The organism is Paenibacillus dendrobii, assembly GCF_009807035.1.
GTDB lineage: Bacteria > Bacillota > Bacilli > Paenibacillales > Paenibacillaceae > Paenibacillus_AQ > Paenibacillus_AQ dendrobii.
The window spans coordinates 205,784-232,339 of sequence record NZ_WUBI01000002.1; the positions used below are offsets into that span (position 1 = coordinate 205,784).

At 35.1% G+C, this 26,556-nt stretch carries 49 protein-coding genes; 8 read left to right on the plus strand and 41 right to left on the minus strand.

The window, feature by feature from the left end; translation table 11 throughout:
• Positions 1-8: 8 nt before the first annotated feature.
• The 4 genes from GRF59_RS29425 to GRF59_RS14665 all read right to left on the minus strand — a co-directional run bounded on the left by GRF59_RS29425 (position 9) and on the right by GRF59_RS14665 (position 1,581).
• Positions 9-173, minus strand: coding sequence for a YggL 50S ribosome-binding family protein (locus GRF59_RS29425; RefSeq protein ID WP_202128696.1), 165 nt, complete (start codon positions 171-173; stop codon positions 9-11).
• A gap of 109 nt (positions 174-282) precedes the next feature.
• On the minus strand, positions 283-705 hold the full coding sequence (locus GRF59_RS14655) for a hypothetical protein (protein ID WP_160498463.1): 423 nt from the start codon (positions 703-705) through the stop codon (positions 283-285).
• 32 nt (positions 706-737) lie between these two features.
• Positions 738-1,304 carry a hypothetical protein gene (locus GRF59_RS14660; protein WP_160498464.1) on the minus strand — a complete coding sequence of 189 codons (567 nt, stop codon included), beginning with the start codon at positions 1,302-1,304 and terminating at the stop codon, positions 738-740.
• A gap of 43 nt (positions 1,305-1,347) precedes the next feature.
• Positions 1,348-1,581: a hypothetical protein gene (locus GRF59_RS14665; RefSeq protein WP_160498465.1), complete on the minus strand. Its 234-nt coding sequence runs from the start codon at positions 1,579-1,581 to the stop codon at positions 1,348-1,350.
• Between the two features lie 597 nt (positions 1,582-2,178).
• Here GRF59_RS14665 and GRF59_RS14670 point away from each other — a divergent pair.
• The 6 genes from GRF59_RS14670 (at position 2,179) to GRF59_RS14695 (ending at position 6,990) form a co-directional block, all read left to right on the plus strand.
• Positions 2,179-2,463, plus strand: coding sequence for a hypothetical protein (locus GRF59_RS14670; protein WP_160498466.1), 285 nt, complete (start codon positions 2,179-2,181; stop codon positions 2,461-2,463).
• Positions 2,463-3,545, plus strand: a complete 1,083-nt coding sequence (locus GRF59_RS14675; RefSeq protein WP_160498467.1) for an FtsZ/tubulin family protein — start codon at positions 2,463-2,465, stop codon at positions 3,543-3,545. The genes GRF59_RS14670 and GRF59_RS14675 overlap by 1 nt, the downstream gene beginning before the upstream one ends.
• A gap of 15 nt (positions 3,546-3,560) precedes the next feature.
• Positions 3,561-3,728: a hypothetical protein gene (locus tag GRF59_RS14680; protein WP_160498468.1), complete on the plus strand. Its 168-nt coding sequence runs from the start codon at positions 3,561-3,563 to the stop codon at positions 3,726-3,728.
• A 165-nt stretch (positions 3,729-3,893) separates the two neighbouring features.
• Complete coding sequence (locus GRF59_RS14685; protein ID WP_160498469.1) at positions 3,894-4,295, plus strand: hypothetical protein; 402 nt, start codon at positions 3,894-3,896, stop codon at positions 4,293-4,295.
• A gap of 18 nt (positions 4,296-4,313) precedes the next feature.
• The gene (locus GRF59_RS14690; protein ID WP_160498470.1) at positions 4,314-4,616 is read left to right on the plus strand and encodes a hypothetical protein; all 303 of its coding nucleotides are present in this window, start codon (positions 4,314-4,316) and stop codon (positions 4,614-4,616) included.
• Positions 4,606-6,990: a type IV secretory system conjugative DNA transfer family protein gene (locus tag GRF59_RS14695; RefSeq protein ID WP_160498471.1), complete on the plus strand. Its 2,385-nt coding sequence runs from the start codon at positions 4,606-4,608 to the stop codon at positions 6,988-6,990. The genes GRF59_RS14690 and GRF59_RS14695 overlap by 11 nt, the downstream gene beginning before the upstream one ends.
• Before the next feature lie 5 nt (positions 6,991-6,995).
• On the opposite strand, the gene GRF59_RS14700 is transcribed toward GRF59_RS14695, so the two are convergent.
• The 3 genes from GRF59_RS14700 to GRF59_RS14710 are packed head-to-tail and all read right to left on the minus strand — an operon-like array spanning position 6,996 to position 8,957.
• Complete coding sequence (locus GRF59_RS14700) at positions 6,996-7,367, minus strand: YhjD family protein (protein ID WP_160498472.1); 372 nt, start codon at positions 7,365-7,367, stop codon at positions 6,996-6,998.
• 13 nt (positions 7,368-7,380) lie between these two features.
• Complete coding sequence (locus GRF59_RS14705) at positions 7,381-7,716, minus strand: YolD-like family protein (RefSeq protein ID WP_160498473.1); 336 nt, start codon at positions 7,714-7,716, stop codon at positions 7,381-7,383.
• Complete coding sequence (locus GRF59_RS14710; RefSeq protein WP_160498474.1) at positions 7,713-8,957, minus strand: DNA polymerase IV; 1,245 nt, start codon at positions 8,955-8,957, stop codon at positions 7,713-7,715. Before GRF59_RS14710 ends, GRF59_RS14705 begins: the two co-directional genes overlap by 4 nt.
• Before the next feature lie 158 nt (positions 8,958-9,115).
• Between GRF59_RS14710 and GRF59_RS14715 the strand changes: the two genes are divergently transcribed.
• Positions 9,116-9,604, plus strand: coding sequence for a stalk domain-containing protein (locus tag GRF59_RS14715; RefSeq protein WP_160498475.1), 489 nt, complete (start codon positions 9,116-9,118; stop codon positions 9,602-9,604).
• A 107-nt stretch (positions 9,605-9,711) separates the two neighbouring features.
• The gene (locus tag GRF59_RS14720) at positions 9,712-10,395 is read left to right on the plus strand and encodes a hypothetical protein (RefSeq protein ID WP_237391842.1); all 684 of its coding nucleotides are present in this window, start codon (positions 9,712-9,714) and stop codon (positions 10,393-10,395) included.
• Between the two features lie 56 nt (positions 10,396-10,451).
• Here GRF59_RS14720 and GRF59_RS14725 read toward each other — a convergent pair whose 3' ends face one another.
• The 34 genes from GRF59_RS14725 to GRF59_RS14880 all read right to left on the minus strand — a co-directional run bounded on the left by GRF59_RS14725 (position 10,452) and on the right by GRF59_RS14880 (position 26,515).
• A complete protein-coding gene (locus tag GRF59_RS14725; RefSeq protein WP_160498477.1) occupies positions 10,452-10,664 on the minus strand; it encodes a hypothetical protein in 213 nt (70 codons plus the stop codon).
• A 39-nt stretch (positions 10,665-10,703) separates the two neighbouring features.
• Entirely contained in the window at positions 10,704-11,150 is a 447-nt protein-coding gene (locus GRF59_RS14730; protein WP_160498478.1) for a macro domain-containing protein, read from the minus strand.
• Positions 11,151-11,163: 13 nt separating this feature from the next.
• Positions 11,164-11,508 carry a hypothetical protein gene (locus tag GRF59_RS14735; protein WP_237391843.1) on the minus strand — a complete coding sequence of 115 codons (345 nt, stop codon included), beginning with the start codon at positions 11,506-11,508 and terminating at the stop codon, positions 11,164-11,166.
• A 48-nt stretch (positions 11,509-11,556) separates the two neighbouring features.
• Positions 11,557-11,835: a hypothetical protein gene (locus GRF59_RS14740; protein WP_237391844.1), complete on the minus strand. Its 279-nt coding sequence runs from the start codon at positions 11,833-11,835 to the stop codon at positions 11,557-11,559.
• Between the two features lie 33 nt (positions 11,836-11,868).
• A complete protein-coding gene (locus tag GRF59_RS14745) occupies positions 11,869-12,546 on the minus strand; it encodes an SLOG family protein (RefSeq protein ID WP_160498481.1) in 678 nt (225 codons plus the stop codon).
• 43 nt (positions 12,547-12,589) lie between these two features.
• Complete coding sequence (locus GRF59_RS29430) at positions 12,590-12,733, minus strand: hypothetical protein (RefSeq protein ID WP_202128697.1); 144 nt, start codon at positions 12,731-12,733, stop codon at positions 12,590-12,592.
• 353 nt (positions 12,734-13,086) lie between these two features.
• Entirely contained in the window at positions 13,087-13,755 is a 669-nt protein-coding gene (locus GRF59_RS14750) for a hypothetical protein (protein ID WP_160498482.1), read from the minus strand.
• Between the two features lie 36 nt (positions 13,756-13,791).
• Positions 13,792-14,409: a hypothetical protein gene (locus tag GRF59_RS14755; RefSeq protein ID WP_160498483.1), complete on the minus strand. Its 618-nt coding sequence runs from the start codon at positions 14,407-14,409 to the stop codon at positions 13,792-13,794.
• A complete protein-coding gene (locus tag GRF59_RS14760) occupies positions 14,388-14,651 on the minus strand; it encodes a hypothetical protein (RefSeq protein ID WP_160498484.1) in 264 nt (87 codons plus the stop codon). The genes GRF59_RS14755 and GRF59_RS14760 overlap by 22 nt, the downstream gene beginning before the upstream one ends.
• Positions 14,641-15,543 carry a hypothetical protein gene (locus GRF59_RS14765; RefSeq protein WP_160498485.1) on the minus strand — a complete coding sequence of 301 codons (903 nt, stop codon included), beginning with the start codon at positions 15,541-15,543 and terminating at the stop codon, positions 14,641-14,643. The genes GRF59_RS14760 and GRF59_RS14765 overlap by 11 nt, the downstream gene beginning before the upstream one ends.
• 44 nt (positions 15,544-15,587) lie before the next feature.
• The gene (locus GRF59_RS14770) at positions 15,588-16,094 is read right to left on the minus strand and encodes a hypothetical protein (protein ID WP_160498486.1); all 507 of its coding nucleotides are present in this window, start codon (positions 16,092-16,094) and stop codon (positions 15,588-15,590) included.
• Positions 16,095-16,132: 38 nt separating this feature from the next.
• Positions 16,133-16,339: a hypothetical protein gene (locus tag GRF59_RS14775; protein ID WP_160498487.1), complete on the minus strand. Its 207-nt coding sequence runs from the start codon at positions 16,337-16,339 to the stop codon at positions 16,133-16,135.
• Between the two features lie 35 nt (positions 16,340-16,374).
• Positions 16,375-16,611, minus strand: a complete 237-nt coding sequence (locus tag GRF59_RS14780) for a hypothetical protein (protein ID WP_160498488.1) — start codon at positions 16,609-16,611, stop codon at positions 16,375-16,377.
• A gap of 11 nt (positions 16,612-16,622) precedes the next feature.
• Positions 16,623-16,817 carry a hypothetical protein gene (locus GRF59_RS14785; RefSeq protein WP_160498489.1) on the minus strand — a complete coding sequence of 65 codons (195 nt, stop codon included), beginning with the start codon at positions 16,815-16,817 and terminating at the stop codon, positions 16,623-16,625.
• Between the two features lie 48 nt (positions 16,818-16,865).
• Positions 16,866-17,189, minus strand: a complete 324-nt coding sequence (locus GRF59_RS14790) for a hypothetical protein (RefSeq protein WP_237391845.1) — start codon at positions 17,187-17,189, stop codon at positions 16,866-16,868.
• A gap of 287 nt (positions 17,190-17,476) precedes the next feature.
• A complete protein-coding gene (locus GRF59_RS14795) occupies positions 17,477-17,743 on the minus strand; it encodes a hypothetical protein (RefSeq protein WP_160498490.1) in 267 nt (88 codons plus the stop codon).
• Between the two features lie 168 nt (positions 17,744-17,911).
• Positions 17,912-18,100, minus strand: coding sequence for a hypothetical protein (locus GRF59_RS14800; RefSeq protein ID WP_160498491.1), 189 nt, complete (start codon positions 18,098-18,100; stop codon positions 17,912-17,914).
• A 30-nt stretch (positions 18,101-18,130) separates the two neighbouring features.
• Entirely contained in the window at positions 18,131-18,295 is a 165-nt protein-coding gene (locus tag GRF59_RS14805; protein ID WP_160498492.1) for a hypothetical protein, read from the minus strand.
• 174 nt (positions 18,296-18,469) lie between these two features.
• Positions 18,470-18,706, minus strand: coding sequence for a hypothetical protein (locus GRF59_RS14810; protein WP_160498493.1), 237 nt, complete (start codon positions 18,704-18,706; stop codon positions 18,470-18,472).
• A gap of 13 nt (positions 18,707-18,719) precedes the next feature.
• A complete protein-coding gene (locus GRF59_RS14815) occupies positions 18,720-18,881 on the minus strand; it encodes a hypothetical protein (protein ID WP_160498494.1) in 162 nt (53 codons plus the stop codon).
• 45 nt (positions 18,882-18,926) lie between these two features.
• Entirely contained in the window at positions 18,927-19,103 is a 177-nt protein-coding gene (locus GRF59_RS14820) for a hypothetical protein (RefSeq protein WP_160498495.1), read from the minus strand.
• 3 nt (positions 19,104-19,106) lie between these two features.
• Positions 19,107-19,640, minus strand: coding sequence for a hypothetical protein (locus GRF59_RS14825; RefSeq protein WP_160498496.1), 534 nt, complete (start codon positions 19,638-19,640; stop codon positions 19,107-19,109).
• A 49-nt stretch (positions 19,641-19,689) separates the two neighbouring features.
• Positions 19,690-19,989 (minus strand): hypothetical protein, encoded by a 300-nt coding sequence (locus tag GRF59_RS14830; RefSeq protein WP_160498497.1) that lies wholly within the window; start codon positions 19,987-19,989, stop codon positions 19,690-19,692.
• Positions 19,979-20,176 (minus strand): hypothetical protein, encoded by a 198-nt coding sequence (locus tag GRF59_RS14835; protein WP_160498498.1) that lies wholly within the window; start codon positions 20,174-20,176, stop codon positions 19,979-19,981. The genes GRF59_RS14830 and GRF59_RS14835 overlap by 11 nt, the downstream gene beginning before the upstream one ends.
• Positions 20,177-20,207: 31 nt before the next feature.
• Complete coding sequence (locus tag GRF59_RS14840) at positions 20,208-20,519, minus strand: hypothetical protein (protein WP_160498499.1); 312 nt, start codon at positions 20,517-20,519, stop codon at positions 20,208-20,210.
• 196 nt (positions 20,520-20,715) lie between these two features.
• Positions 20,716-20,889, minus strand: coding sequence for a hypothetical protein (locus GRF59_RS14845; RefSeq protein WP_160498500.1), 174 nt, complete (start codon positions 20,887-20,889; stop codon positions 20,716-20,718).
• A complete protein-coding gene (locus GRF59_RS29435; protein ID WP_202128759.1) occupies positions 20,889-21,029 on the minus strand; it encodes a hypothetical protein in 141 nt (46 codons plus the stop codon). Before GRF59_RS29435 ends, GRF59_RS14845 begins: the two co-directional genes overlap by 1 nt.
• A 15-nt stretch (positions 21,030-21,044) precedes the next feature.
• The gene (locus GRF59_RS14850; RefSeq protein WP_160498501.1) at positions 21,045-21,569 is read right to left on the minus strand and encodes an AAA family ATPase; all 525 of its coding nucleotides are present in this window, start codon (positions 21,567-21,569) and stop codon (positions 21,045-21,047) included.
• Positions 21,566-22,093: a 3D domain-containing protein gene (locus GRF59_RS14855; protein ID WP_160498502.1), complete on the minus strand. Its 528-nt coding sequence runs from the start codon at positions 22,091-22,093 to the stop codon at positions 21,566-21,568. The genes GRF59_RS14850 and GRF59_RS14855 overlap by 4 nt, the downstream gene beginning before the upstream one ends.
• A gap of 106 nt (positions 22,094-22,199) precedes the next feature.
• Positions 22,200-23,198, minus strand: a complete 999-nt coding sequence (locus GRF59_RS14860) for an ATP-binding protein (RefSeq protein ID WP_160498503.1) — start codon at positions 23,196-23,198, stop codon at positions 22,200-22,202.
• Positions 23,199-23,280: 82 nt separating this feature from the next.
• Positions 23,281-24,222: a hypothetical protein gene (locus GRF59_RS14865; protein ID WP_160498504.1), complete on the minus strand. Its 942-nt coding sequence runs from the start codon at positions 24,220-24,222 to the stop codon at positions 23,281-23,283.
• Positions 24,223-24,337: 115 nt separating this feature from the next.
• Complete coding sequence (locus tag GRF59_RS14870; RefSeq protein WP_160498505.1) at positions 24,338-25,240, minus strand: hypothetical protein; 903 nt, start codon at positions 25,238-25,240, stop codon at positions 24,338-24,340.
• Between the two features lie 219 nt (positions 25,241-25,459).
• The gene (locus tag GRF59_RS14875; protein WP_160498506.1) at positions 25,460-25,840 is read right to left on the minus strand and encodes a hypothetical protein; all 381 of its coding nucleotides are present in this window, start codon (positions 25,838-25,840) and stop codon (positions 25,460-25,462) included.
• A gap of 303 nt (positions 25,841-26,143) precedes the next feature.
• Entirely contained in the window at positions 26,144-26,515 is a 372-nt protein-coding gene (locus GRF59_RS14880; protein ID WP_160498507.1) for a LytTR family transcriptional regulator DNA-binding domain-containing protein, read from the minus strand.
• Positions 26,516-26,556 lie beyond the last annotated feature (41 nt).

Below are 26,556 nucleotides of genomic sequence, written 5' to 3' on the forward strand. Positions count from 1 at the left end.
CAATTCAGTTAGCCTCTTATATCGTTTCCATCTTCATCAACTTGTTTGCTGCCTCCTCCAAACTCCCATCCATTAGCCTCTACAAATTCAATAAACTTATCGAGAAACTCGTCATGATTAACGTCTCCCTCAGTAGCAAAAATTGCTCCACTAATCTCAATGCCTTTTTTCATTATGTTCTCTCCCCTCAGAATAAAAGACTCATTTCATGTAACTTTGTTTAAAATTCCATGGGGAATTTTGTAAACAAAAAATGAACTCCCCATAGAATTGTTCCTTCTATTACTCTTCACCTTTGTTGCGTAATATATAGCTACCTTGTTCCAATTTCAAACTTTCAATGGAACCATAGGGTGAAAAGTATGATTCTACGGTCGTTCCATCTTCAAAGTCAATCTCCCCTTGCCAAGTTCCATACAACGAAGCTACTCTGTTTAAATTAATTATAGCTTCAATCCCCTTGTCCTTAGTATCCACTCCAGGTACACTTATTGAGGTACCATTTAATTCAGTTTTATTGAATTGAAAAGGAATCAATAGTTTACATACATCTTTATAACTGTTCGTAATTACTGTGAATTTTTTAGATGTATTAACTACTCCCTTACCCTCAAAATTGAATACATAGTTAATTGTTCCAACACCAATTAAACTTTTAACCTTAGTTTCCCCAATTAGTTCTTCAATCTCCAAAAATTTAGCCATCTACGATCTCTCCTCATAAAAGAATTGTTTGATTAAGAAATAAATACTTTCGAGAAAATTACATTGTTTACTGTATCATCCATAGTAGCAACATGCTCAATAGTATTCTTTTGCGCTTCAATAACTTTGTCCAAGTTGGGAATATACATATCAGATAACTCTGATTCGATGTATTTAAAAGCGTAAGGTTTATTTGATCCTATTGCAGAGATACAATCGTTACTGATTAGTTCGAGAGATTCAAGTTGCTTTTTGGGTGTTCTTAGCTGACAAATCTTAAGAATCCCTTTGCTTCTACCTCCCCATAGCAATATAAATGGATGGTTTTGATATATAATCTTATTGGCTGTTCTCAGAATTATTTTACTTGCTTCATCCACATAATCTGATTTATTGAGTGTTTTATATTTTTGATCCAAGGTCATGGCAACATCATCGAATATCGCTTTGCTTCCCCATGCAGAAAAGAATAAATTGTCCTCATAGGATTTTATTTTATTGAAATTTTCATCTTCAATATTATTAAACCGGTCTACAATTCTTCCGTCAGACATTACAGAAATAAATTGGTTGCAAGCAACTACGGTTATTAGGCTCATTATTTATCCCTTTCTTATAAAAGTATTATTTCATCAGATTTACTTATCCTCTAAATGGTTTCCTTAGTGTATTTCTGTTCAAAAAATCAATCACTTCTCTTTTCTTCATGATAAAAACCTTATTATAATTTACTAAGCAACTTGAACAATAGGGCTGATTATTTGAATTGAAGAGAGGTTTTGCATTTTGATTTGAACAGTTAGGACATTCATAAATAACCCCTAAAACTGTACGCTTATTCTTATCCCAGTCTTTTGGAGTGCGATATTTTGTCATCTCTTCCCCACCTCATATGATTTCATTTAACAGCGACTCATCTGTTATTATTCGACATTAATTATGTATTCACCTTCCGGATAATCCCTTGAATCAATATTATTATATTTACTTTATTATGTCAAGGGCTTTCTGCCAATTATACGAAATTGACTGACTTCCTGTATATGGAGGTCAGTCAATTTGTGTTACCAAAAATCACTCAACGATACGTCATAACCTTCTCTTCTCAATTTACTTATGATCTTAAGCTGTGTATTGTCCTGGGGATTATGTTCAGTGTCATTACATAGAGAGTATACCGTCTTTCGATTCAATCCTATATTCTTAATCAGCCATTCCTGGCTAATACGATTACGATCTATCCATTTGCCAAACCTAGTTCTTCTCTTAAATTCAAATACTCCCATTCCATCCACCCCTTTACTGACTAGGATGGACAAATCTTCGAAAATTAATACATGGATTTTCAATTTTATGGGTTATATTGGGCAAGCGTGTCGCAATATGCTATATCATCAACCATCAAACAACGTCTTTCAAAATCATCCCAGACAGTGCAAGATGCTTGAATATTGATGAGGAGGTGTAATCATCTTGGAGAATTACTTCGAATATGTTCTAAGCAGCCTAACCATTGATGACGTATTTATTTTAGGAGCTTTACAAGAAGCAGAAGCGACAGCTGGATTTAAAGCTGTAAGCAACGCAGATTTGCAGAAAACAGTCGCCTTTACCGAAGCTACTTATCGAAGAACAATCAATCGTCTATGTGCTAATAAATTCGTTGAAACAATTAATGTAAAAAAACAGAACTTACTGTATCTTACCGAATATGGTATTGCTGCTGTAACTAAATCACTTGAAAGGGTTGGTGCCTAGTGTTTGCGGTAATTGGGCTAGGTCAGGCAGGATCTAATATTGCTGAGGAAGCTCAGAAGCAAGGATATCTATCTGGAGCAATTAATTACTCTCAGAAGGATTTGGATTCAGTAAATGTTAGTCACAAACTACGTTTACTTGGCTCAGAAGGAGTTGGTAAAAAGAGAGATGAAGCAATACAACTATTTCAAGCACAATGGGAAGACGCATTAAGCTTCATTAAAGATAATTTTGCTAACGCGCAAGTCATTGCATTTACCTTCTCGCTATCCGGTGGTTCAGGAAGTGGTATAAGCCCCATTCTGTTAGAAGTTGCCCTCAACACTATGCCAGACTCCACATTCATAGCATTACCTATAATCCCCGAAGTTGCAGAATCTGTTTCAGCTCAAATCAATACACTAAAGGCATTTGAAGAGTTATCACAGTTAAGCATAGCCACATTCCCTATTGATAATCAGCAAACCAGAAACGTCCATCCATCAATTGGTAAGAATATGCTTCTCGAAATCACCAATAAATCAGCAATCTCTCTCTTAGATACAATTTCTTCTTATACTGATAAGCATTCAAAAAATGGAAACTTTGATAAAGAGGATCTGCTTACCATACTTAATAATCCTGGTATTGGGCTAATTAGTGAAGTCTGCATCGCTGCCCTAAATCAAAGTCTCACACTCACTCCTGAAAGTGTTGCCGAGAAGGTACGTCACTCATGGTCAAACTCAGTGTTCACTCCTATTGAATCAAATCACATTTCTAAAGCTGCAATTATATTTGACGGCCAAGAATCTCTGATGGAATATATACGACATGATTTAATATTCACTCCGATGCCACTGGAATTGTTTGATGGAAATTACCATGAGCATACCGGGAAAATTGTCTCTATCATCACTGGTCTTCCATGGTCTTTAAAGCGTTTGTATGATATTGAAAAATCAATAAATACAAGACAAGAACAATTGGTAACATCAGGCCTAGATTCAAGCTTTCAATCAAAAGTTTCTTCGCTCAATCAACAACAAAAAAACACAGATAGGAAGTCTGTGTTGGATATTTTAAGCAAATACAAACACTAAGAGGAGATGAATGGAATGTTTAAAAATGAAATGCTGAATACTTTGGTTGGTGTCCAAAAAGAAGGGGTTCATATCTTCTTAACTGAGGAAGGATGGAATGTATTTGTGGCTCTCATGAGCAACGAGGAAACGTTCTATCGGGAGATCAAGGAGATTACAACTACCAATGAGTTGGCTGTGTAAAGATAGTCCAGGGAGGGTTGTCATTAGATGTCCCTTCCCTTTTCTCCTTATGGGTAGACTATGGCTATGTAAATTAGGAACGCTTTGCTCCTAATTTTATGTGGCGCATTCAAAATTTATGCCTGTTCATGCTTGTTCTAATAAAATTCTTGGGAGTTGGTTACGTTGGCTAGAATTGAATCTATGTCATTTAGCCAGTTTTTAAACTACAGCTGTGAAGCTTCAAAGTTAAAAGACGTCCTAATATCACATCTCAAACGTCACAAGGTTGTGTATAGAGTTGTTGGAGTAACAATCATCATCTTTGCATCAGGTATAATTGATCCCACTCTCTACGCTTCAGGAACAGGAATCGATGCTGGAGGTCTAAAGATATATCACAAACTCGTTAACCTGGGTAAATGGGTGATCGTGATCAAGGGAGGATGGGATACAATTCAGAACACCATAAAGGGAGACTTTGACCATGCCAAAAAATCCTTCTTACAATACCTCATTATATACATCATCCTTCTTGCTCTCCCGTGGAGCCTTGATCAAATTGATTCTGTGTTTAAAAGCATCTAATTATAAAGGGATGATAACATGATAATCAGAATTAACAGCATTCCCTTCCCCAATATACCCCCATCAAATGGAAACCCAATAACGAATGGAATTAGAAGTTGGGCAGAAGAAAAAACCACAGATATATTACTTGGAGTCTTAGATTCTATTAGAAATGTATTTATAGATTTCAGTTATTCAGTAGCTTTAGTAGGCTGCGGACTATGTATTCTCTTCTGGGTTGTTGGATGGGATAAAGGCAAGAAATGGGCGGGAATATTATATCTAGCCAATGTACTGATTAAGTTCCTTCTAATGGGAGGAATGGCTTATGGCTCTTAAATTAAGCGAATATATTGAGATCACAAAACCAGAATACGTCTTTTTAAAATTAAAGCCAAACAATTCTATCCGTAACAACTCAACTCACAAACTTGCTCGTGCCATATCTGGCCTATATAAAAACGTCATTGAGAACATCGACAAAAAAGAAGAGATGATGATCAAGTTTTTAGGTAAAGATTTCATCATACCAACTAAAATTACAATCCATACGAATTCAAAAGTAAGTTACTTCATCTATATGGAACAGAAGAAAATTGAGTTTTACTTCATTGTTCCAAGCCATCAAATCATGTACATCAAGGAGAAAATAAATGATGTATGGACTCAGCTGACGGTTGAAGAAGTAACAGAACTCCCTTCCTTCAATGAGGAATCAACCAAGTTCCAGATCCTCTATAAAAACGAAGATGGAATGAGTCTTGCCACCGATAGACGCAATAACGACCTCCTTCACTCCAATCTAAACGCTATCGAAATGCTTAAGGAAGGCGATAAACTTGGTGTATTCTATAATTTCATTCCTTCTTCTCAACATGGTTGGAGATATAAACATAAGTCCACAATTGAAAAATTAAAATCTGGTAAACCTGTTGATCGTGATAAGACTGGATGGAGATACATGTTTAAATGGGGTATCTCGATCATTGATTCATTAATAAATACCTTATCTGATGCCATATCTGCAGCTGGCACAGCAAACAAAAAATCTGATGAAAGTGGGTTTTTATCAAGTCTTATTAATTCACTTTCAGGCACAGATAAAGCGAAAGTTAGTGACAGTACACTCAGGAAAGGAACTGCTTCCATCTTATCCACACAGATTGTGGTTATGGGAAGCAGTTCAGATCCGCTTAGACAGCGAAATACAGTCAAAAGCTTAGCGCAGAGTTTTGATACGATTAGCGAAGATAATGAACTTATTTACAAGCCATACCGGAAAAAATTTAAATTCACTGATTATAATATCAAAGCCGAGAAAATAATGGTTGGCGATGGCGAAGCTCAGAACTTTCTTTCCCTTGCTGGGAGAGATATTTTAGAGCAATATAATTTTATTGAGAAAGTGGAGACGTTTGAAACTGAAGTACCAGAGGATCTTCGCACCGGAACAATGTGCATAGGAGAAAATGTTTACAAAGGATCAAAGCAAAAAGCTTTTTTAAGTAATGACACCGAATTTAGAAATTTACTTCTCCTACTTATTGGCCCCACAAGAGCAGGTAAATCTAATCTAATTGCTAATTTATCAATAGATGCAATAGAGGCAGATGAATGTGTCATTATCTTTGACTTCATTGAAAACTGTGAGCTGAGCGATAGCGTTTCAAAGTTATTCCCAAAAGAAAAGGTTCTTGAAATACGTTGCGATGACTTTGAAACAATGCAAGGGTTAGGATTTAATGAAGTCGGTCAAAGTAATGATGTATTCAAACAGTATGAGAATGCCAAACGTCAAACTGCTAATACGCTTACCCTCATCAATTCCATTAATGCAAGCGATAGTCAGTTAAGTCCCAAAATGGAAAGATATTTAGAAAGCGCTAGCCTCATCGTTTTTATTAGTACGGGTAGTATTAAAGATGTGTTTGCTGTTCTGCAGAATCATAATGCGAGAATGAAATTCTTGAATAAAGTGCCCAGAAATCAGATAAACAATCTTGAAGAATATATTGATAGCTTACATGAACTAGATGAAACAGATAAAGAAGCTTTGATTGTTGGTACAAAAACTCACTTGATCACAGGAATCATTGACCGTTTAAACATCTTAAAAAGGAACACCTACATGGAGTTAATGCTTAAAAAAGACACAAAGGATAATATTGATTTAAGTTTAGAGATGCAGAAAAACCAATTGATTGTTATTAAGATGCCACAGTCCATGTTTACGACTGACAGTGAAAAAGATATTTGCACTACGTACTGGATTACGAAAATCTGGCTTTCGCTTCAGGTTCGCGCTGACCGTATTCGAGATAAGAGTAAACGTACAAAAGTTAACCTCATCATTGATGAACTGTACCAGGTCGAGAACACTGAACGCTTCGTAACGTCAAAGCTATCTCAAATAGCAAAGTTCATCATGAAACCAATTATTAGTTGTCATTACATAAACCAATTGAAGCACATGAGAGATGAACTTCGCAGCGCAAACACATCATACATGTTATTGGCTGGTTGTGATAAAAAGAATTTTGATGAGTTGAGAAGCGAACTCTACCCTTTTACAGATGAGGATCTGAAGAATCTGAAAAGGTATCATTCCATAAACTACGTTAAATGTGACCGAGGATATTCAAGATTTATTACTAAGCTTCCTGGAAAAGTCGAATCAAGAATAAGAAACAAAAATAAACCGTCTTGTGAGTAGGCGGTTTATTTATCAAAAAGTTTATCAATTACAATCCCTAAATAATTTGCTAATGATACCTCAGTGTCAAATTTCACTTTGCTCCATAATAATGTGATTTGGTGCTTATAATTCCTACACGAATAATCTGCAATTAATCGATCATCATGTTTTGTTTGTTCTATAATTTTAATACCTTTGATTCGCATTTCGTTTTTTACCTCATAAATATCTTTCGTTACTAGATCCTGAATTTCTTCTAATTTAATACTATAAACACGAGACATTTTCAAACTGCTTTCCTTCATCTTTTTCTTGTCTAATTCCAATACGTCAAGAAGATAGGGCAATTCTAAATACCTCTTTACGATTTTCAAGTCTTCCTCAGTTTGTCTCATCCTTTAACCTCGTTCATTGAACTTTCACTGAAATAATCTCGTTGAAATCCACCCATTCAAACCCACAATCACTCTCAACCTTAAACTTCCTCTGGATTTGACTTACACTTGTTACAACTCCATTCACTTCGGAATACTCGTACTCTCCAAAAATAATCACCGATATACTTTCATGTTCGCTCAAAGAAAGGTTTATGTTTTGAAAAATTAGTTCCCACTCATCTTCATGAATTATCGGTTTAGTTTTCTTTTTGTGAAGCTTTTGATTCTCAATGATCCGCTCCCTATGTTGAGGTAACATCATACGACTCGACTCCCATATGCCGTTCCCCTGCAGCTTTTTACTCATCTGTAATGACCTCCTATTTTAGCTGCTCTATCCATCGCCTGCCCCGCACTCGTTAGTGAACTAGCTCTTAAAATGGATATTTCTCCGAAACGATCTTTTATCTCGTCCATAACCCTGTCGACTGCCCGTAAGTGCTCCTTACTGTTCTCGAAAATAGATATCTGATAAGTGTTTGAATCACTTAAATCAGATAGTGATACACCTACTCGCCTTACAGGTAGTCCGTTCCAATTCTGATAAAAGAGCCGCTTAGCTATCGCAAATACTTCTTGTGTAATATTTGTTGGATCTGGCAATTTCATTTGACGGTGAAACCCTGTTCTTATGTCAAAGTCAGCTCCCGATATACCAACAGATACAACAGAACCGTGATACCCCTTTTGCCTAGCTCTACGACAAACCTCCGTACTAATGTCTAATAATACAACTTCTATATCCCTAGCTTCTGAATAGTCACGAGGAAGCGTCATACCGTTTCCTATTTCACGTTGTTGATTGTGTGTAGTTAATGTTACTGGAGAGTCATCAAGGCCATTCGCAACCCGCCATATAACTTCACCATTTACTCCCCATTTCTTTCTTAGTTTGGATAATGGAGTATTTGCTAAGTCACCTATTGTTATAATCCCCATTTTATAAAGATGCTTCTCCATCCTGGAGCCAATGCCCCACATCTTACGGATTGGCTGTTTCCATATGAAATTACTTAATTCATCTTTTCGGAGGTAATAAACTCCACCATCAATTTTTTTCGCAATCATGTCGCAGCAGAGCTTACTCAATATCTTGTTTTCTCCAATACCTGCTCTCGCATAAATGCCTGTTTCATTATAAATCTTCTGTTGAATTTGTTTAGCCATATCAACCGCATTATCGGCAAACAAATGCATTGAATTGGTCAAGTCTGCAAACATTTCGTCAATGCTGTAGCACTCTACAAGGTCTGTAAATGACTCAACAATCTGTGTTATATGGGAAGATACCTCAATGTATTCTTGCATGTGTGGCTGGACTACAACTGCTTCTGGACACTTCTGAAGAGCTTGCCATAATACTTCTCCCGTTTCCACACCGAACGATTTTGCAATAGGACAAGCAGCTAAAATAATACCCGATCTTCTCGATGGATCTCCAGCAACAACCAGAGGTTCATTTTTATATTTTGGCACTTTTGCCTTTTCAACACTGGCATAGAAACTTTGCATGTCAATTAACATAACAGTTCTTGGTTTCTTCAACATGCCATCATTCATCCCCTCAACAAAAATAAGAACATCCGTTTGTATATATTATATACCGAACAGACGTTCTTTATGCAAGAGGTATTTTATTACTTCACAGGAGGGTATATGTATAAGCTTGTCGAATTGATCCGTATTACATAAAAAGGAGTTTAGAAATGAAGGACAAATTAAAGGGATTAGTGCTTGGTTTGGCAATTGGGACAATGTTAACAGGAGCAACAGCATTTGCAGCAAATGGAACCACAAATATTAAAGTTGCCATTCAGAAATTAGGTATTTATGTTGATGGAACAAAAAAGACTTCAGCTGACGCAATAATTTATAATGGAACGACTTATGTACCAGCACGATCAGTTAGCAATGCAATAGGCAAAGAAATTGGGTTGGTTAACGGTGACCTATATATTGGAAAGCAACCCAAAATGACAATAACCGAATCTCAAGCAATTAGTTTGGTTAAGAAAAAATATGGAGTTAGTTCACCTAAGCTTCATGTTGAAGTCGATCATCTTGAAGGCAACTCTTATGTAGTCCATGTTTATGAAGTAGTTATTGATGATGTTAAGTCTGGCGAAGGTCACACTGCAACTTATGGATGGTATTACGTAGATAAATCATCTGGTGCAATAACATCGATGTTTTAACGAATTAATAAGAGACCTCATAAATATGTGGTCTCTTATTTGGTTTCTTATGAAAGATTCCTTTTATCTATTCTCACATATCATTTTTTTAAGGAGTTAATTAGTCAATGTTAATGATACGAATAATCCATTCTAATTCTGTTGTTCAGTTCGAAATGTTAAACGATTATGCAGAGGAAATGGAAGAATTAATCAAGTCCAAATCCACGAAATATCTGGAACGTTTAAAAGAACTATCTAATAAATACAGTGAAGATGAACAAGATGATTTCTGGTATTATAACAGAGAACGCCTAACTCAATTTCACGTTGATTATCCTAACTTACTACGTTCTTCTATATTAATATCTGCAATTTCTGAATTAGAAAACGTACTTAAAAAAATCAAACAAGAACTAATAAATTATTCGATCTTAGATCCTGAAGACTTTACCAAAAAGAACAAGGAAGAAAAGGGAAGTTCTATCGAAAAAACACTAAAAATATTCTGCGATAAACTTTCTATTGGGCTAATTTCTGAATTAGATTCATGGAACGAAGTAAGATTTTTAATTGATATCAGAAATAGAGTGACACATAGTGTCGGGCAAGTTCATCCTATTGAACAAGAGAGACTTTATAATCTTCTGAGTTTAATGGAGGAGTCTGATGATAGAACGATAAGACTCAGTCCCTATCATGAATTAATATTTTTAGAAAATTCATCAACCTTTATTATCAATTCTTGTTTGAAACTTTTAAAGAGTATTACAGAGAGCGTATTAACAACCGTTGCTGTATCTAAAAATTAACTACAAGGCTACAGTAATTGTAGCCTTTTTTTTATTCAGAAAATCAAATATGTATTTCATACTAATTCAGTACCATAGTAAACGTATGTATTGTCATCATTTTTCTTAAATTTAGTAATTGCAGAATAATCAGAATATCCTCTCTTAGCCAAATCGATACCAACATGATAAAAATAATCTTCATCATCAATCTGGAGCAGAATTTTCTGTAATGAATCATTTTCATTAATATCTTTTGTATCTCCATCGTAAACTAATTTCTCGATCACGGTTAAACACTCTCCCTTTTTCATCAAACACGCATTTCATCACAATTTATAAAGTGTTACCCTATAATCACAGAAAGTCTCTTCTATGATCCCTTTCACTACATCCCAATCCCCATTTGCTAAACCGCAGCCGATATTAAATGGTAATGCAACACTCAGACCACGCTTTTGAGCTTCATTTTTCAGTGTAGTTAGAGATTCCTTAAGTGCCTCATAATCTGTATATCTAAGCTTCCGTCTCCCATAGTTCAACTGACCAAATAAGTTGGAAATATATTTATCTCCAGTTTTAACAATGTGACACTTACCTAATAAATCGTGTGGATCGTAGTTATTGCAAAACTGCTTATAGGATGGATATAGATTTGAATATTTGTCTCTTAGTAATTTGGCTACACCAGATCCCATAACACCTTGGCAATTTACTTGATGTCCTATGATATCTTCAGATGCATCAAGTAAATTACCTTTAATTATCTTAATCATTTTTTCATCTCCTCTATAGTAATCTCGACCAATAAACAGCATCCATATGAAGGGAATCTATCGTGGGTGTCTCTGCGTATGTATCATTTTCATCACCAAGTTGATGTTCAGCATTATCGAAACGGTAAAATTCCATTTGATCAAGAGTTGAATTACTCAGCAAAATTGGAGACGAAGCATTTCTACATAGATCATAGTCACTACGCTCTTCATTGATTATTCTATTCACTTCTTTTTGAGCGTCCTCGATGTGATCTCGAAGAAATAGAAACGCTCCTTGAGCAGTCGGCTCTCCACTATACTTAATGCCTAGCGCCACTTCGACACCTTCAATTGCCTTTCTTTGCTTTTCTGACATTGGTTTTATCATAATCCACCCTTTCTATTTCTTTATGAAACGTGCCTTTTACTGAATCAAGATTTTTAATTTTTCAAGATGTTTATTATACTCTTCTTGTCTATCCTCTGATATATATACAACATCCTCCGACCATTCTTTTAGTAAATCTGGGAGTTTTGCAGTATAAAGTGAATTACAATAGATATGCTCACCTTTTATAACGTAAGTAGTTTGTTTATTTCCCCCATAAAAATAATTCAAGGTGTCCTTTAGCTCTTCAGTATAAAAATTCGATTCAATTACATCAAAAGAGTCTAATTCCCGTATTACAATATAGAACATCATCGTCACCTCTCTAGTTTCAATAAAATAGACCTTTCATCCCAACACTCCAAACAATACATCTAATTCATAATCGTACTGTGGTTTCAACGTATACAGTCTCTTACCTGACTGTCTTGCATAACGAACACAATTACCCGTGCCACCCTTCGTTCCATCCCACGCAGCAACAATTGTCAGACTTTGATCGACCATATATTCATTGCGCTTCTGCATCTTAGCTACATGGTATTCACCTACAATAACACCATCCACTTTATAATCTGCTAACTCGTCCACATATACAACTTCATCAGCCATATCGAGCATCTTCTTGTACCATATCTGAGTTTCACGATCATTCCATTTAGAAGCCTGATTCTTGAACGGTACGGCAACGATATTTTTAATGTTTGGGTAATATGTCTTTTTAAGTCTTCGCACAGTCCAGAATGCTATTTGATCAAAACCAATAGCGCCACCTGAAATGAATCGCTCAATTCCTTCATCTTCAATCAAGTCAATCAATACAGGCTCAAGTTTGCTATGTATGTATTTAGACTGAACATCTGATAGACTGTAGCAATTGCCGAGTTTATTGGGTCGATGACCCGTGAAGCAAACCGTCTTACGTTCAAGCTTTTCTTTTAGTTGTTCTTGTTTGTGCCGTTCTTCTATTCTTCGCTTTAAATCTTCTCTTCCTTCTGGCGTATTGAGTTTGGCGAAGTCCACCATTAATCTTCAATTCCCCCTTCTAAATGAAACAACCCTTTTATCCTTACTTTTGTCCATTTAGTAATTGTGCGACTTTATCTGCGCATTCTTTATCATAGAACGATGCGACTAACAAATCTTGATTATCATGATCGTAGAAATCTCCGTCTTTCTCATAAAGCTCAATTATTCCATTTCGATCATCCAATTGCTTTAACTCCTTTCTTAATCAAAAAACTCTTTTAAAGGAACTCTTCCTTAAACTTAAAATTAATTCAATATGTATATTCTCCTGTTTCTTTTTGAGTAAGCAACTCTCCGTTAAGTCTTTTGAATTTTTTATCTTTCCGTTCTTTATTGATGCTTATGTTGCTAATATCGCATTTCATTAGGTTGTTCTTAATCAACGTCAGCATTGCATCAATCAGTGCTTCTTTTTCTGCTTTGGTGTAATCAAGTTTCTCCAGTATTCAACCCTCCTTATTAATAATGGTGGTAAATAACTCCATTGAAGTCATTATACCACCAACATATTTATATGTATATATTTATTTTATAAAACTACTCATTTAGTTTCCAATCGTATTTTTCACCACGCTCTGTTAATTGAATGAATTCGATTGGTGCACCAGCGTCATCTACATAAATAAGCTTACCATTGGCTTCTGTCGTTCTAAGTAAATCTTTATACTCAGACCACTTAACTTCCTCTGTCGTTTTAATACAATCTGGATTGTTTTCTTTAACATATTGGACAAATAATTCATCGTCTTTGGCCTTTGCCGGTTCTTTGCCATTGATCAAAATTACTGGGGATTGCACTTTACTGGTCAAGTTTCTATACGGTAATTTAATTGTCTTGCTTAATTTCTTTTCTTTCTTATTTTTTGCCTTCAGCTCTTCGTTCTCTGACTTCTCTTGTTCAAGTGTTTTCTTGTGCCATAAGTGCAAATGTTCTTTGAAGAATGTAATATCATCTTTATCTTTTTTAGTTGCTTCCTGCTTCCATTGTTCCAACTTCTCAATCTTAGCCTTTAATACCTCAATGTTACTATTCGCTACTTTCTCAACCTCTGCAGCTTTAACTTCTTTTTCGTGGATCTTCTCATCTGCCCAGACAGCCAACTCAAGAGTGGTAATTTTCCAGGTTGGATCTTGATGTAACTGATATGTATCGTCTTGCTCATCAATAATGTTCTCAATTTCATTTTGAAAATTATAAGCGTTCATTTATTCAATCTCCTCTAATATGTATTTGGATAAAAGTTATGTTTCACTAAGATTACTTTGGAACCCACTTTTCAGTACGACTTCATCAAAATTATTAATGATTTGATAGCGAGATACTTGGAACCTTTCTGCCCACTGTTGTATTGTTTGTGTTTTATCGTTAAGTGTGATATATGTACATGTAGTTCTGTTGTTGCCTTGTGTTTTCATATCGACCCATCTGCAATTGCTAGGCTTATAGTCACCATTAACATCAATTCTATCAATAGTGAGACCATCACTATAGCCATTTTCAGTTGCCCAATTATAAAAAATCATAAAATCCTCAAGCCAGGTTGAGCATATCTTAACTCCTTTCCCGCCGTAATATTTATAATTTTTATTTTTACTATTAAGACACTTTGACTTTATATCACACCATACGCTATAAAGCTTATTATCAGATAATCCATGTGTAATATTCACAATTTTTTTATAGCATCCACACGATACGGTGTTCTCTTTTAACAATGCATTCGATGAGACAAGTTTTTCGTTCCCGCAATCACATTTACATAACCACATTATATTTCTGGAACTATCTCTTTCTTCAGTTGGTCGAATTGCAACCAACTTATAGAATCTTATATTTGCTAAATCTTTTTTGGAACCCATTTTTTCACCACTACATCCTTTAACTCAACCTCTACACAGTCAACTTCGGTTTGCCCATCCCATGGTGATTCATCTTGCATTTCAGTAGCTCCTTCAGAATAATGTGTTTGATAGAATTTACCTTCATGCTCAAATACAATCTTATGATGAATGCTCCATCTTGAAGTATCTGTAATTTCATCGACCATAGCACTGTACGGCAAATCCAATTCATTTTTCAAATAACTCTTTTTAAACTTCATCTAAAATCACTCCATATCCTTTACAGTGTTCGCATTCAACTAATGGTTTATTGATTACAATCATTAATTCATCCAAGAATTTTTGGATAATATCTTTTAAATCATCTTCATTCTTTCCTTCAAATGGCTCAATTACCGGATATGTCTGGTATGATTTGGGGGCAGTTTCATAAACCTTAACAGTTCGAGAACGGCTATATCTTGTTTCGTATTTCGGTTTTCGCTTTCCAACGTCTACTCGATATGATTCTGGAGCATGTTCAATCTTCTTAGAAACAGAAAGACAAAAATCATAATCACTTGTAACAGATGCATACTTACTATCTATATTAGCTTTTATATATTTTCTTACGATATTAAAGCTCTCTTGTCGGGATAATTTGCAAGGTTTTGTTGAGAGAAGAATAGGATGAGTTGTAATATGATCTAGGATTGAGTGCTGCAACTGAAAGTCGCTTCTTACGATTTCAAAATCTTCTAACTCAGCAATTACATTTAGTTCAAATTCAACATTTTCCAATCCTGGTTCAGTCAAATCGAATTTCCGTTCATATAACCCATATACAGACTCATATTGACCAGTATCCTCATCAAAATCAGAATACTGTAGTACCTTTGGCAAACCCGTATTGTAGTGTACTTCCTTAAGTTCGTACCGTACATTGATTTGTTCTGCTGGAAGACTTCTTTGAATCGTTGTTGGCACACAAGGAACCTCAAACCAGTCACTCTTATATGTATTTTCAGGTTTTGATCCATCAAAAATTAGATCTTTAATTCTAGAATAAAAATATGAATCATTATTGATATTATCAGAAACATAGACTTTAGATTTAGTTTTTATGGCAATCAATTTTAGACTTTCGCTTGCCGGTGCTTTTCCTCTATTCAAATTAACATCTCTCTTTCTTAATAAAATTTACATCTCATGCAGATTTAGACCCACTCGACTTTACGTTCAATTCTAGTTTTCTTAACTATTTGCTTTTGGTGCCATTGTCCACACCAATTACATTTTCTTGTGTTATTCACGTATGTATATCTACTGTCTGTCCCTAGCATCCAACCATTATGTTCGGGGTCGAAAATGCAACGACCAATCTTCTCATATGTATCAAAAAACCAATCTGTAACGTCTAGTAAGTCTTCTTCTTTCCAAGGACATAAAGAGATAAATTCACAATTTCCTTTTTGAAGAACAGTATTCATAAAGTATCCCGTGAATTTATCTCCGTAAGGGCTGATGATTAATTGCATAAGGTTTGAAACATCTTTGGTAAAAGGAAGGTGTTCTCCGTCCCATCTGCTATGATGATTCCAATATATTCTCAATTGGTTATTAATATATTTATCCTTAGCAATTTTGTTTAAAAACCTATAAAGGTTCCAACTATATTTATCAGATTCGCCTTTGAGCTTAGGTTTAATTTTACTTAGATTCACTCTTCTCCTCCTCATTTCTTAATGAAAGTCCTCTTTCATCACCATATCCTTTGGCTTGCCTCATCAAGTAAGTGTTTAATCTCTTCAAGAGTGTTGTCGGCATTCGACTCCCACTCAGCAACTTCTTCTGCTGTTGCTTGTACTCCTAGATTTTGAAATAATCCACCTAGAAGTCGGATCTGATTAGATGCTTCAGCAAACCTTTCGAGGAATTCCTTGTCTGTATTAATGTTATATTTAATCATTTCCAACACTCCCCTTTCTAATTAAAATTTCTATTTCATTCGCTCTTGATAAACTCTTGTAAAGCTTCAACTATCTTTCTTGCTTCTTCTTTATTTACATGTAACGCCTCTCGTCTAATAGGTTCATTGGCATGCTCATCAAATTGAATCCACACGCAATGCTCTGTAGCAAAACTACTTTCCACTATACAAACATCACCATTATATTTACTATGAAATTCCGTGAAAACTGGAAAGCCTCTGCTTGTGTATCTAATTGGCAAATTACTCACTCCCTATGAAATTACAATTTCATCTTCTCTTCGTCATGCTTCTTCTCTCTGTAAAAATCGGCCACAAATTCCAATTCACCATTACTCTCGTTGAACGTTGGTCTTAGTTTCCGATGCACACCATATCCATTCTCTTCACAAATCTTCTTCTGAACGATTTCACCAATTTCCTTAAGCGTAAATTTGATTACAATATTTTCGTACAATCTATAACCACCTCACTTTCGAATAAAATCACGAATTTATCAAAAATCTTATTCCTCTTCCTCATACCACCTTCTGCCGTATTTGGCATAATCGATGCTCATTAGTTTCGTGTGTTCTCTATGCCACCTATCCCTTTCTTCCTCAGTCTTCTTCAGTCTTCTTTTAATTCCATTTAGATATTCAGGATCTGCGCTTTTATAAAGTTTGTCTGCTTCTCTAGATAATGACCGAATAAGAGAATCTTTAAGTGTTTTCTCTTCAACACCTAACCCTTGTCTCTTTGCCTTCTTTGCTGAATAATTGCCATCCAGAATAACTCCGATGTGAGAGGGGATATCATCTTTTACTTGTTCGTATAACTCCTTTGGCATCACAAAGTAATTAAAATGTCCTACAAAAGTCTTTTTAGCCGAGCTGTAGAAATCCGATTTGGACACTTTAATTTCGTAGCAGCGCCAAGTCCCTTTTGTGTCATAAGTAATATAGTCAACTCTTTCTGCTCCAAACCAGCCTATTGTTACTTCAAAACAACCAAATGTTCCCTGCTTATTAGTGTATTCATATAAAGCCTTCTCAATCTTTTGAGTTAACTCAGTCTTTGCTATTCCGCTCCCTCCTTTCTCTAAGAAATTCTCATTTTATTGATACATATGTATTTTTATTTTCTATGTAGGTTTTTCTTAGCTCGTTCGCTTGCTGCTTGACGTTGCTCTTCAGTCATCTCGCGTTCCTTACCAGAGCGGAAAGACACCTGGTTAAACTTTAGGTCTTTATAATAATGACCTCCCTCAGCTCCCACTTTGTATGGCTCTGCTCCTACTTTGCGCAATTTTGTAATGATTGTAGGCTGCATTGTGTACACTGTCCAAGTCTTACAATCGTCATCTGATCTAATAAGTGTTTCTCTTTCCTCAGCTAATGCCATACAAATCCTCCCTAAATCTTAATTTCATCACCTAATTGGTATCTAAGTCAATTCGCAATCGATTATTTACGTGACCACAAATTTTACAAACCTTTTCATGAGTAAACCAGTCAACTTGTTTGACTTCCACTAGTTCATACTCATGCTTTTCTTAGTCATAAACTACCTTCACACCTCTTTTAACAGAGACAATATTACCTTAAGGTCATTTACCTTTTCTTTATAAATGTCAATGCGATTTTGGATTAACGACAGCTTATATTCCAAACTATCTCGCTCATTCACTAATTGTGGTAGGAAATTGTCATAATGTTCTAGTTGTTGTTGAATATAACTTTTTGCTGCATCAATGCTCATCTTCTTCTCCTTTAAGATGAAAGTTTCATTTTACTTAAATTCATTCTGGATTGCTTTAAAGAATTCTTCACTAATTTCAATACGGCTGGCCACATTCCAATCATCAAGTTGCATGTAATACTTCCCTTCAGATTCTAAAGCAATTACTTCGCCATAATAATTAGATAGTCCAAGCAAAATAGGAGATGTTTCCATTTTAATCATCCTCATTTCTTGATACTGGATTTTAATTTAAATAATTGGTGACCTCGAACACACATCTTCCCATTCGCTTTTGCATTCCTCGTCGCTTAACAGGAGCAACTCTTGGTGATTGTAACCTATGAGGAGCAACAACTCTCTATAAATATCCAAGATAATCAACCCTCCTCAAACAAACACCATTCCAACTTTATTCAACCTTACATACTTGCCCTTTTTAATGATTGTCTCGTTTGTATCTATGGGAAATACTTGATTAACGAAATATGTATCAGAAGAAAACAAATCATCTGTGGAATTTAAATATCTAACTCCTTCGCCATCCTTGATAACTATTGAGAATTGCTGTAAATCTTCTAATGCTATTAAATCGCCTCTTTGCGGATAGGGTGATAGTATCTGCATTTATTTACCTCCTCTAACCTTCTCTAGAGCAACTACAACTACTCATTTGCCCATCATCAAGTTCCGCTGCATTAACAAACGCTAAAACCGATTTTGCTAACTGCTCTGCATCATTCCTTGTAAAATGTTCTCTAATAAAAATCTCCACTATTTCTTCGTAATCATTAGATTTCATAAACCACCTCTTCAAACGAAATGCTGATTTAGTTAAAAGTTAAACTTAATATTCATCTCTGTCTGTTCTTTCTAAAAGATACGCCTTTAATTCTTCTAGTGAAATTTTCCTAGAATGATCTCTTGAATACCATTCCCCATTATCATAGAAAACTACTTCTTTGCCGTAATCCCTATCCAACACTTCCTTGATCATGCGGACATATGCCATCAACTCGTTCAAACATCATTCTCCTTTCATCAAGTCAAAATCAAACTGACTCAATATATTTAACAATCGTTCAACTTTTGGTGCTCTCCAGGCCGTCATTGCATATGTATGTGCCTTACTTGTATAGTGATAGTGATTAAATCTTAAGTGTGTTTTTGCTTCTTCTTTTGTTAGAAACATAGTGTTAGGGACAATAAATTCTTCTTCTTTAACAAAGACTGAACCAAAGTATCCATTATCGTTCATGTTGTCTATGATGTATTGCCAAAGGAAATCAAAGTCGTCTTCACTCAAATACCATCTTACTTCATCATCAATTTCTTCTTCGTAATATTCTTCAATAAACTCTTTCAGATCATTAAAACTCTTAAATACCACATGATCTCCATCGTTATGGAAATATTCATACTCTCCACAATCGTAATCTTCGTGTCCAGGGATTTTTCTATAATCCATAATCACCCAGAAGCGCGGTGCAGCCTGAAAATCATGTTCTTGGGTGTTTAGTTCCTGCTGCAGTTCCTTCAAAAATTGAATATCTTCGTTCATTTACACGCTCCTTTTCTTAATGAAGTATCAATTTTAATCACTATTTCAGTCAAAAGTTTCGATTACGGATTCTTCTAACTTTATTTCTCTTATGAATTTCAATAATTCTTCCTTTTTCATCTGGGAGCATACGAGCTTCGACCTTCATAATATAATCAGTTGTGATTGATCTTGGAATGTGATGGTTGCGATAAGAGCAATCTGATTTTTTATCTATCTCTATCGGAAAATCTTTTAACCTCTTGATTCTTATATCAAAAGTGCCCTCTGTATTTGTATCTTTATAGCCTCTCATTATTAAAGCGTATGTATCATCTTTATTTTTCTTAATTGTTATTTCATCGAACAAAACTTTTATCCTCCCACGGAGCAAAGTTGTCCTCTGATGTATCTTCTTTTACATAGCCGCCCAATTCTTTATATCTCTTTTCCAATTTATTCATTAGCTCTGATTCTTCATCAGATAGTCCAAATGATACCTGTTCTCTATCCAGTAAAAGAAGAATAAGCTTCAACTCATTTACATCTAAATCCAAAATAACATCTCCTCTTAAAATCCTAGTTTCATCAAAACTTAACCTGTAGCCTATCCTGAACAGACAAGTCTAAATATTCATATTTCAACATCTTTCTTCCGATTAATTCAAACACCATAGCTTTATATGTAGGAGCATTGTTCAAAAAATTTTCTCCCTTGTGCCCCTCTCTTCTTTCACACAAGTGAATACAGTTTAAAAGATGCAAATCACGCATATCGGAAATGACAAGCCTTTTCCCTTCAGCAGTTACCCATACCAATTCATTGACCTTGGACTTGTTATAGCGAAAATCCATTCGTTCTAATTCTTTATTTAAATAATACTCAGCCATTTCAGCCAAAACTTATCTATAACTCCTTTCTCGATGAAATACAGGTTTTACTTAGTTTTTATTTTACTCTGATATAGTTCCACAAGTTCTACATCACTTAGCAACCTCAAATCGTTCAAGCGAAGTTTGTGATTAATTACTAGTTTGCTTATTATCAAGTGCCTATCTGTGTTATTAAGAAATAACAATTCTGGAAACATAAATATCAACTTCCCGCTAATTTGTCTATAAACTCCTGAACCTTTAAACCAAATTCCTTCCTTGCCTCTAGTGCTGCCTGTATCACATGGTTCACGTCTCGATTATTCTCCAATACATCACTAACTAAGTCTTCAATGGATGTCTCGGATATGTATTTGATGGTTTTCAAACGCTTCATTAAAATTTCTCCATCTCATTTTCAACGACTTCTTTGATATCCTCTAACTTATCCCTCAGTTCCTGCAACTCACTATAGCTGCAGTCTCCATCTTCAAGGTATCTGAACAACTCAGCGAACCGCTCAAAGTTTACTGACATCAATTTACTCACTCCTTAATTGGAATTTTCAACTTTCATAATGTACTCGATAATGTTTACTGCTTTATCGAACTCATAGTTAATGACTTGGTAATCAAATCTCTTCTTCCGGAATTTAAGGCCATCTCCATTAATCCGCGAAAGCATCTGATCGACATCATCTCCACGTACGAACATTCTCTTCATTCGGGCTTTCTTATCTACCTTGAGATAAATAGTTACGAACTCAATATCTTTAACATTTTCCTTGAGATATGTAATTCCGTCAGGATCAATTACATATATATCTGTCTCATTTAACTGCTTCTTCGTACTAAAATAATGATTTCCATCAAAATATGTATAAGCTGCTATATCATCATTCTCTTTAAATTTCTCGTACTCTTCATAACTGCAAAAAGTGTGACCCCATTCATTTTCACTTCGAGGACTTCTTGTTGTATAGGATTGCAGCACATTGTATCCTTTTTGCTCAAGTGCTTTGGCTACCTCTGTCTTACCGGCTCCAGAGTAAGCCATTAAACAATAGACTTTCTTCATTTCTTCACACCCATTTTAATTATTTTAACTTTCAATTTTTGTTTTCCAAATTGAATTGCCCTTTTATGACTATCGAAATACAAATCAAGCCGCGCGCCCTTAATTGCTCCCCCAGTATCAGTAACTACACGCTCTCCAACATTCTCTATGTAAATAACCGTTCCCAACGGTAAAACTCTCGGATCGGCGCTTACTGTGCGTCCTTCAATGGTCTTTTCTCCGCTTTTGGTAATGCCGTAATCCTTATCACCTGGACGTTTTTGCGTGGACTTGTATCCGTTATCATAAGCGGTAACAATGTAAGTTTTCCATTCCGTTTCAGATTTGCTGGAATTATTTACGTTCTTCTGTACCTCTTCTTCCTTCTGTTCTTGCTTAACCACTATTTCTGACTTCTCCAACGTCTCAACTTGAACACTTTGCTTATGTATAGTGTTTGCTGCCTCCTGTGCCTTCATAACACTCTCTAATTCAGTCTTATTTGCTGATAGTGTTAGTAGCAAGAAGAGAATAAAACTTCCCATAATCACGCTCCTGGTTGATTAGATAATTAAATTTAAGCCCCACTCTTACAAGTGAGGCTATTTACTATACTTCTTGATAAACTCTGTCTTTCATTAAAACTATGTATTATGCTTCGGTTTTCTCTACTGCTTTGAGGATATCATTCAATTCGCCCAACACTACTGACATAATCTGAACGTGCGATTTAGCAAAATCAGTAACCTTCTTGCCTTTTCCAAGATTTTTCTCAATAATTTCATTAACTTCTTCTGATTTATTAAGACCATACAAAGTTTGCCCAGCTTTAAGAATACCTTTTTTCAATTCATCGAAATCCAAACTTTCAGATTCAAGTGTCTCTTTTTGCTCTTCATAAGATACTGCCTTAATCCCCTCTGCTTCCTCTTGCTTTTTAATGGCTTCAATAACAGCATTCTCAAGGTTTTCAGCAGTGAACTCCTGAAGATATGGATTAATATAATCAAGCTTGCTACGAGCGAAGAAGTCTTTTGTTTCAGCCATATATCCACTCGACTTAATTACATTGCCTTTTTCATCAATGCCATTGGAGCGAAGATATACAACGATCTCACTATTGTCAATAACAGGTGCAATGGCACGTTTATCCCCTTTAGGAACAATCTTTCCACGCTTTTCATCAAATGTTTCATGGGCAATAAATACGACAGTATATCCCGCATTGAGCAGTTTATCGATTTCTTCCCAGTATTCCATCTCATACTCTTTCCAAAGACCATATCCACCGCGACCTTCAGCAATAGTTTCAACTTCGAATTTATCACACACATATCTAGAACAATAACGAGCAGATGCTTCAACCTCATCGAAGATGATTGTTTGATACATCTCTTTTGCTCTTTCTAAATTTGCTTTACTTGTGAGCTGCTTATTGATTTTTTTGAAATCTGCCCAGTTATTAACTGGCAAGAAATTAACTCCAGCGATTGCTTTGATACCTTTTTCAAAACCTAAGTAGAATGGTTTTTTCATCCGTGTTGCTTGTTTTGTTTTTCCTAAGTTATTACTTCCGTAAATAGTAATTGTCTTTCCTTCAAGTCCATAAGAAACAACCGAAACCTGCGGATTAAAAATGTCAAATATCATATGTAAATATATCTCTCCCTATAATTGTTTTAGTTATGGTGGCAGATATCATCTACCACCCTTTTTCACTTTAATTTTCTAATTAATTTGCAAATGGGTCGAACGGGTCACCGCTATCTGTAAACGGATCTCCTCCACCGAAACCGCCATTGCTAGATTGTTGTTGATTTTCTTTGGATTTCTTTTCCGCTTTTTTCTTCTCAATGGCCTCTTCACGCTTCTTAAGAGCCTGTTTAATTAGAGTCGTATCGAAAGCATTTTTATCATCTTCATCCATTGGTGGAGTGCCACCTGTTACAATATATTCGCGTACAGATTTTCGATCAATTTGCTCCTGTGGTTCACCGAATCCAACTTCAATTGTTTTTTTAGAAATAATGGTTTGATTGACAATGTCACCAAAGACCTTTACTGTTTGGCCTTTTTCGTATGTATTTTCAACATATTGAATGGAGTGTGGTTCTGCTACAATTACCTCAAATGGGAATATCTTCTTAGTGTCATCTTTTCCTTCTTGATAACCTGGAACATATCCTCTTAGAATCAACCTTCCGGTTTCTTCTCCTCCGCGCTTTTCTTCGGATGTACCAGCAACAACCATTTCAAGAGTGAATTTAGCTTTAGGTTCAAATACATCATTTTCTTTTACTCGGTTAATAAATGTTGTTGATAGCTGAGGGTACGACTTAAATTCTCCGTCTTGTCCAACATATTCGTTTTTGCCATTCTTACCATGATCAATACGAACCTTATCGGCAGCTTCAATGCCGTCTCTGTCAATTGTTTTATATTCATCCCGAACGGTGCAGTAGCTTTTATAAAGTCCACTAATTTCACCCTTTTGGTTCATCTTATATGAAAACACATTTACCGTATAAACAAACTCTGGAGCTACTTGGATGTCGATTTCTCCACTGATTGCATCTTTTCCATTGATTTCTTTCTCTTCAATTCGAACATCTTTAACAGTTCCTTCAATAAATGCAACATTGATACCTTCACGAAGTGTTTTTTCAATAGTCATTAAATTTATTATCTCCCTTATTATATGTATTTTTTGTTTTAAACTAGACTTTAATTTAATTATAGTTTACAAGGTGGACTTCGCATTAAATAAGTACCTATGCTCTCACATCCTTTCAAAATCCATAATCTGTTACGGCCTGTACGTCATCCTCAAATGGTGAGCCATTGACAATTTGAGAAACCAAATCTTCTGGTTTGTATCTACCATTTTTAATAGTTTTGTTTATGCCACCTGTTACCTCTAGTTCCTTAATCGCTGAACTAGTAACAACCTTTAATCCATTGACTATTGTTATTGGCACATAATTTCTAATGTTCCCATAAAGCCTAATAGTAGATCCTTTTTTCAGTTTCCTTAAATTTGATATCACATCTATATTATTAGTTCTGAAACTATAATCAATAATTTCTGGCCCATTATTGCTTCCCACTATAATTTTAGTGTTTATTATTGAATCCTCGACTCCAATGAATACAACTTCCTGATTGAAAAAGGCTTGAGGATCATTAATTTCGAACAGCTTGTCAGCTACCGAATAAATCTCTTTGATTATAAATCTCTCTTGAACGACTTGATTGTAATAGTTAAACTGCAGCAACCCTTTAATCAGAACTGTTTCTCCATCTGTTAGATGCTCTTTAAAATTATATATTGCGTCATACGATGTTAGTCTAACATCTTCTTCTCCGTCATCTTTTTTAACATTTGTTTTAACACAATTTGGAAGTCTCAAACTACTATATTTTTGCTTATATATGTCATCCCATTTTACTAGTTCATATCTATCTATATCTTCTAGCCCATCAAATGAGTTATTTTTGTACATCTTAATTGTGCCTGCCTTATTGCCCATTAACTCCACATAGACAAATGAATTCTCACTGGTCTTTACACCAAATTGCATTCGATTCCACTCAAAATCATTCTTATTGCCTTCATCGAATGCCTTACTGTTTGTTAGCCCAGTAACCTTACCAATCAATTCAAAATATCCGTATGTAGGCTGCAAATTCATTTAGTATTCCTGCCTCTATGTATTATTCCTGCTTCATACATATCATTTGGTGAAGCTCTAACCATTATTCAATCTCCCTCTTTCTTGATGAAATTATTATTTTAAAGTGTCTACTAGGTGTCTGAAATCAATATAATCCCAATCATTTATTATGTCAATGATATTTTTATTTTTATTTTATTATTAATATAGGAGCCGAACTCTCGCCCGGCATATGATTTATGCGTACAAAGCTAATTCATTAAATCTAATAAATTGCCCCCGCTTCTTATGTATATTATAAATGTGCTGCGGATCTTCGCATCTTAGGTTTTTCAGATTAAAATCGCTTATAGGCTCTTGCAGAAGCCTTTCCAGGGCTACCATTTTGTTTAAATGAAACGCTGTCTCAAATTCCCTTGCTGATTGATATCCTTCTTCTAAAATCTTTTTCTTTCTAAGTTTAATTAAGTACCGATTTATATATTGAACATCCCTTTCTCTGCAATCATTTATAAACTCATCTTGCTCTTGGAGTGTTACGCACAGAAAAGATATAGTTTTCAACAGATTAATTGCCTCGCCGCCGATACCTAAAGTTATCATGATTTCTTCTAGCATAGAGCATTCTCCTTTTGAAGTTATGTTTCTGGTGATAGACCTCACCTTCTTGTTTGAGATAATAAATCTTAATATAATTATAAATCACAGCTAGAATTAGGCAATCAAATTACATAACTGATGAATAATTGTTGACATCATAGGTAAGCTGGTAATCTCAGTCATTTTTTGTCGCCAAATGTCGAATCACAACTTATTAGGAACATTTGTTCTGTTATGATTATACTATTGCCAAAAGGTATAATCAATTACTTTTATTTATTATTTATATCTCTATATTTATTTTAATTGGGTGAAGTGATACTACTTTTGTCGTAACAAAAGAATACACTTCTTCACTTGCTCCAGTCTTGATGCAGCTATTGTAATAAAACGGCTTTTCATCTCATCTATATAGAGATACATATTTTTCTCATCTATAGCTTTAACCTTATTCAAATTCGCCATTGCACCTCTATCGGTTCTAACAAACCCGTCTATCTTTTCAAACAGTTTAAGAGTATGTTCGACTCCATTTGCATCTATGTATTCACCATCTAAGGTCTGAAAAACAAAAATAGATTTTCCTGGTTTACCTTCAGAGTAACCTCCAACAATATCGTTGACACTGAGCCAAATTGCTTCTTCTGAAACCTTTTTTCCTTCTCTTTTCACTACTCTGATTTCCTTGCTCACTTTTGTTGCCCCCAATTTAACATTTACTTGCGTCTATTTTC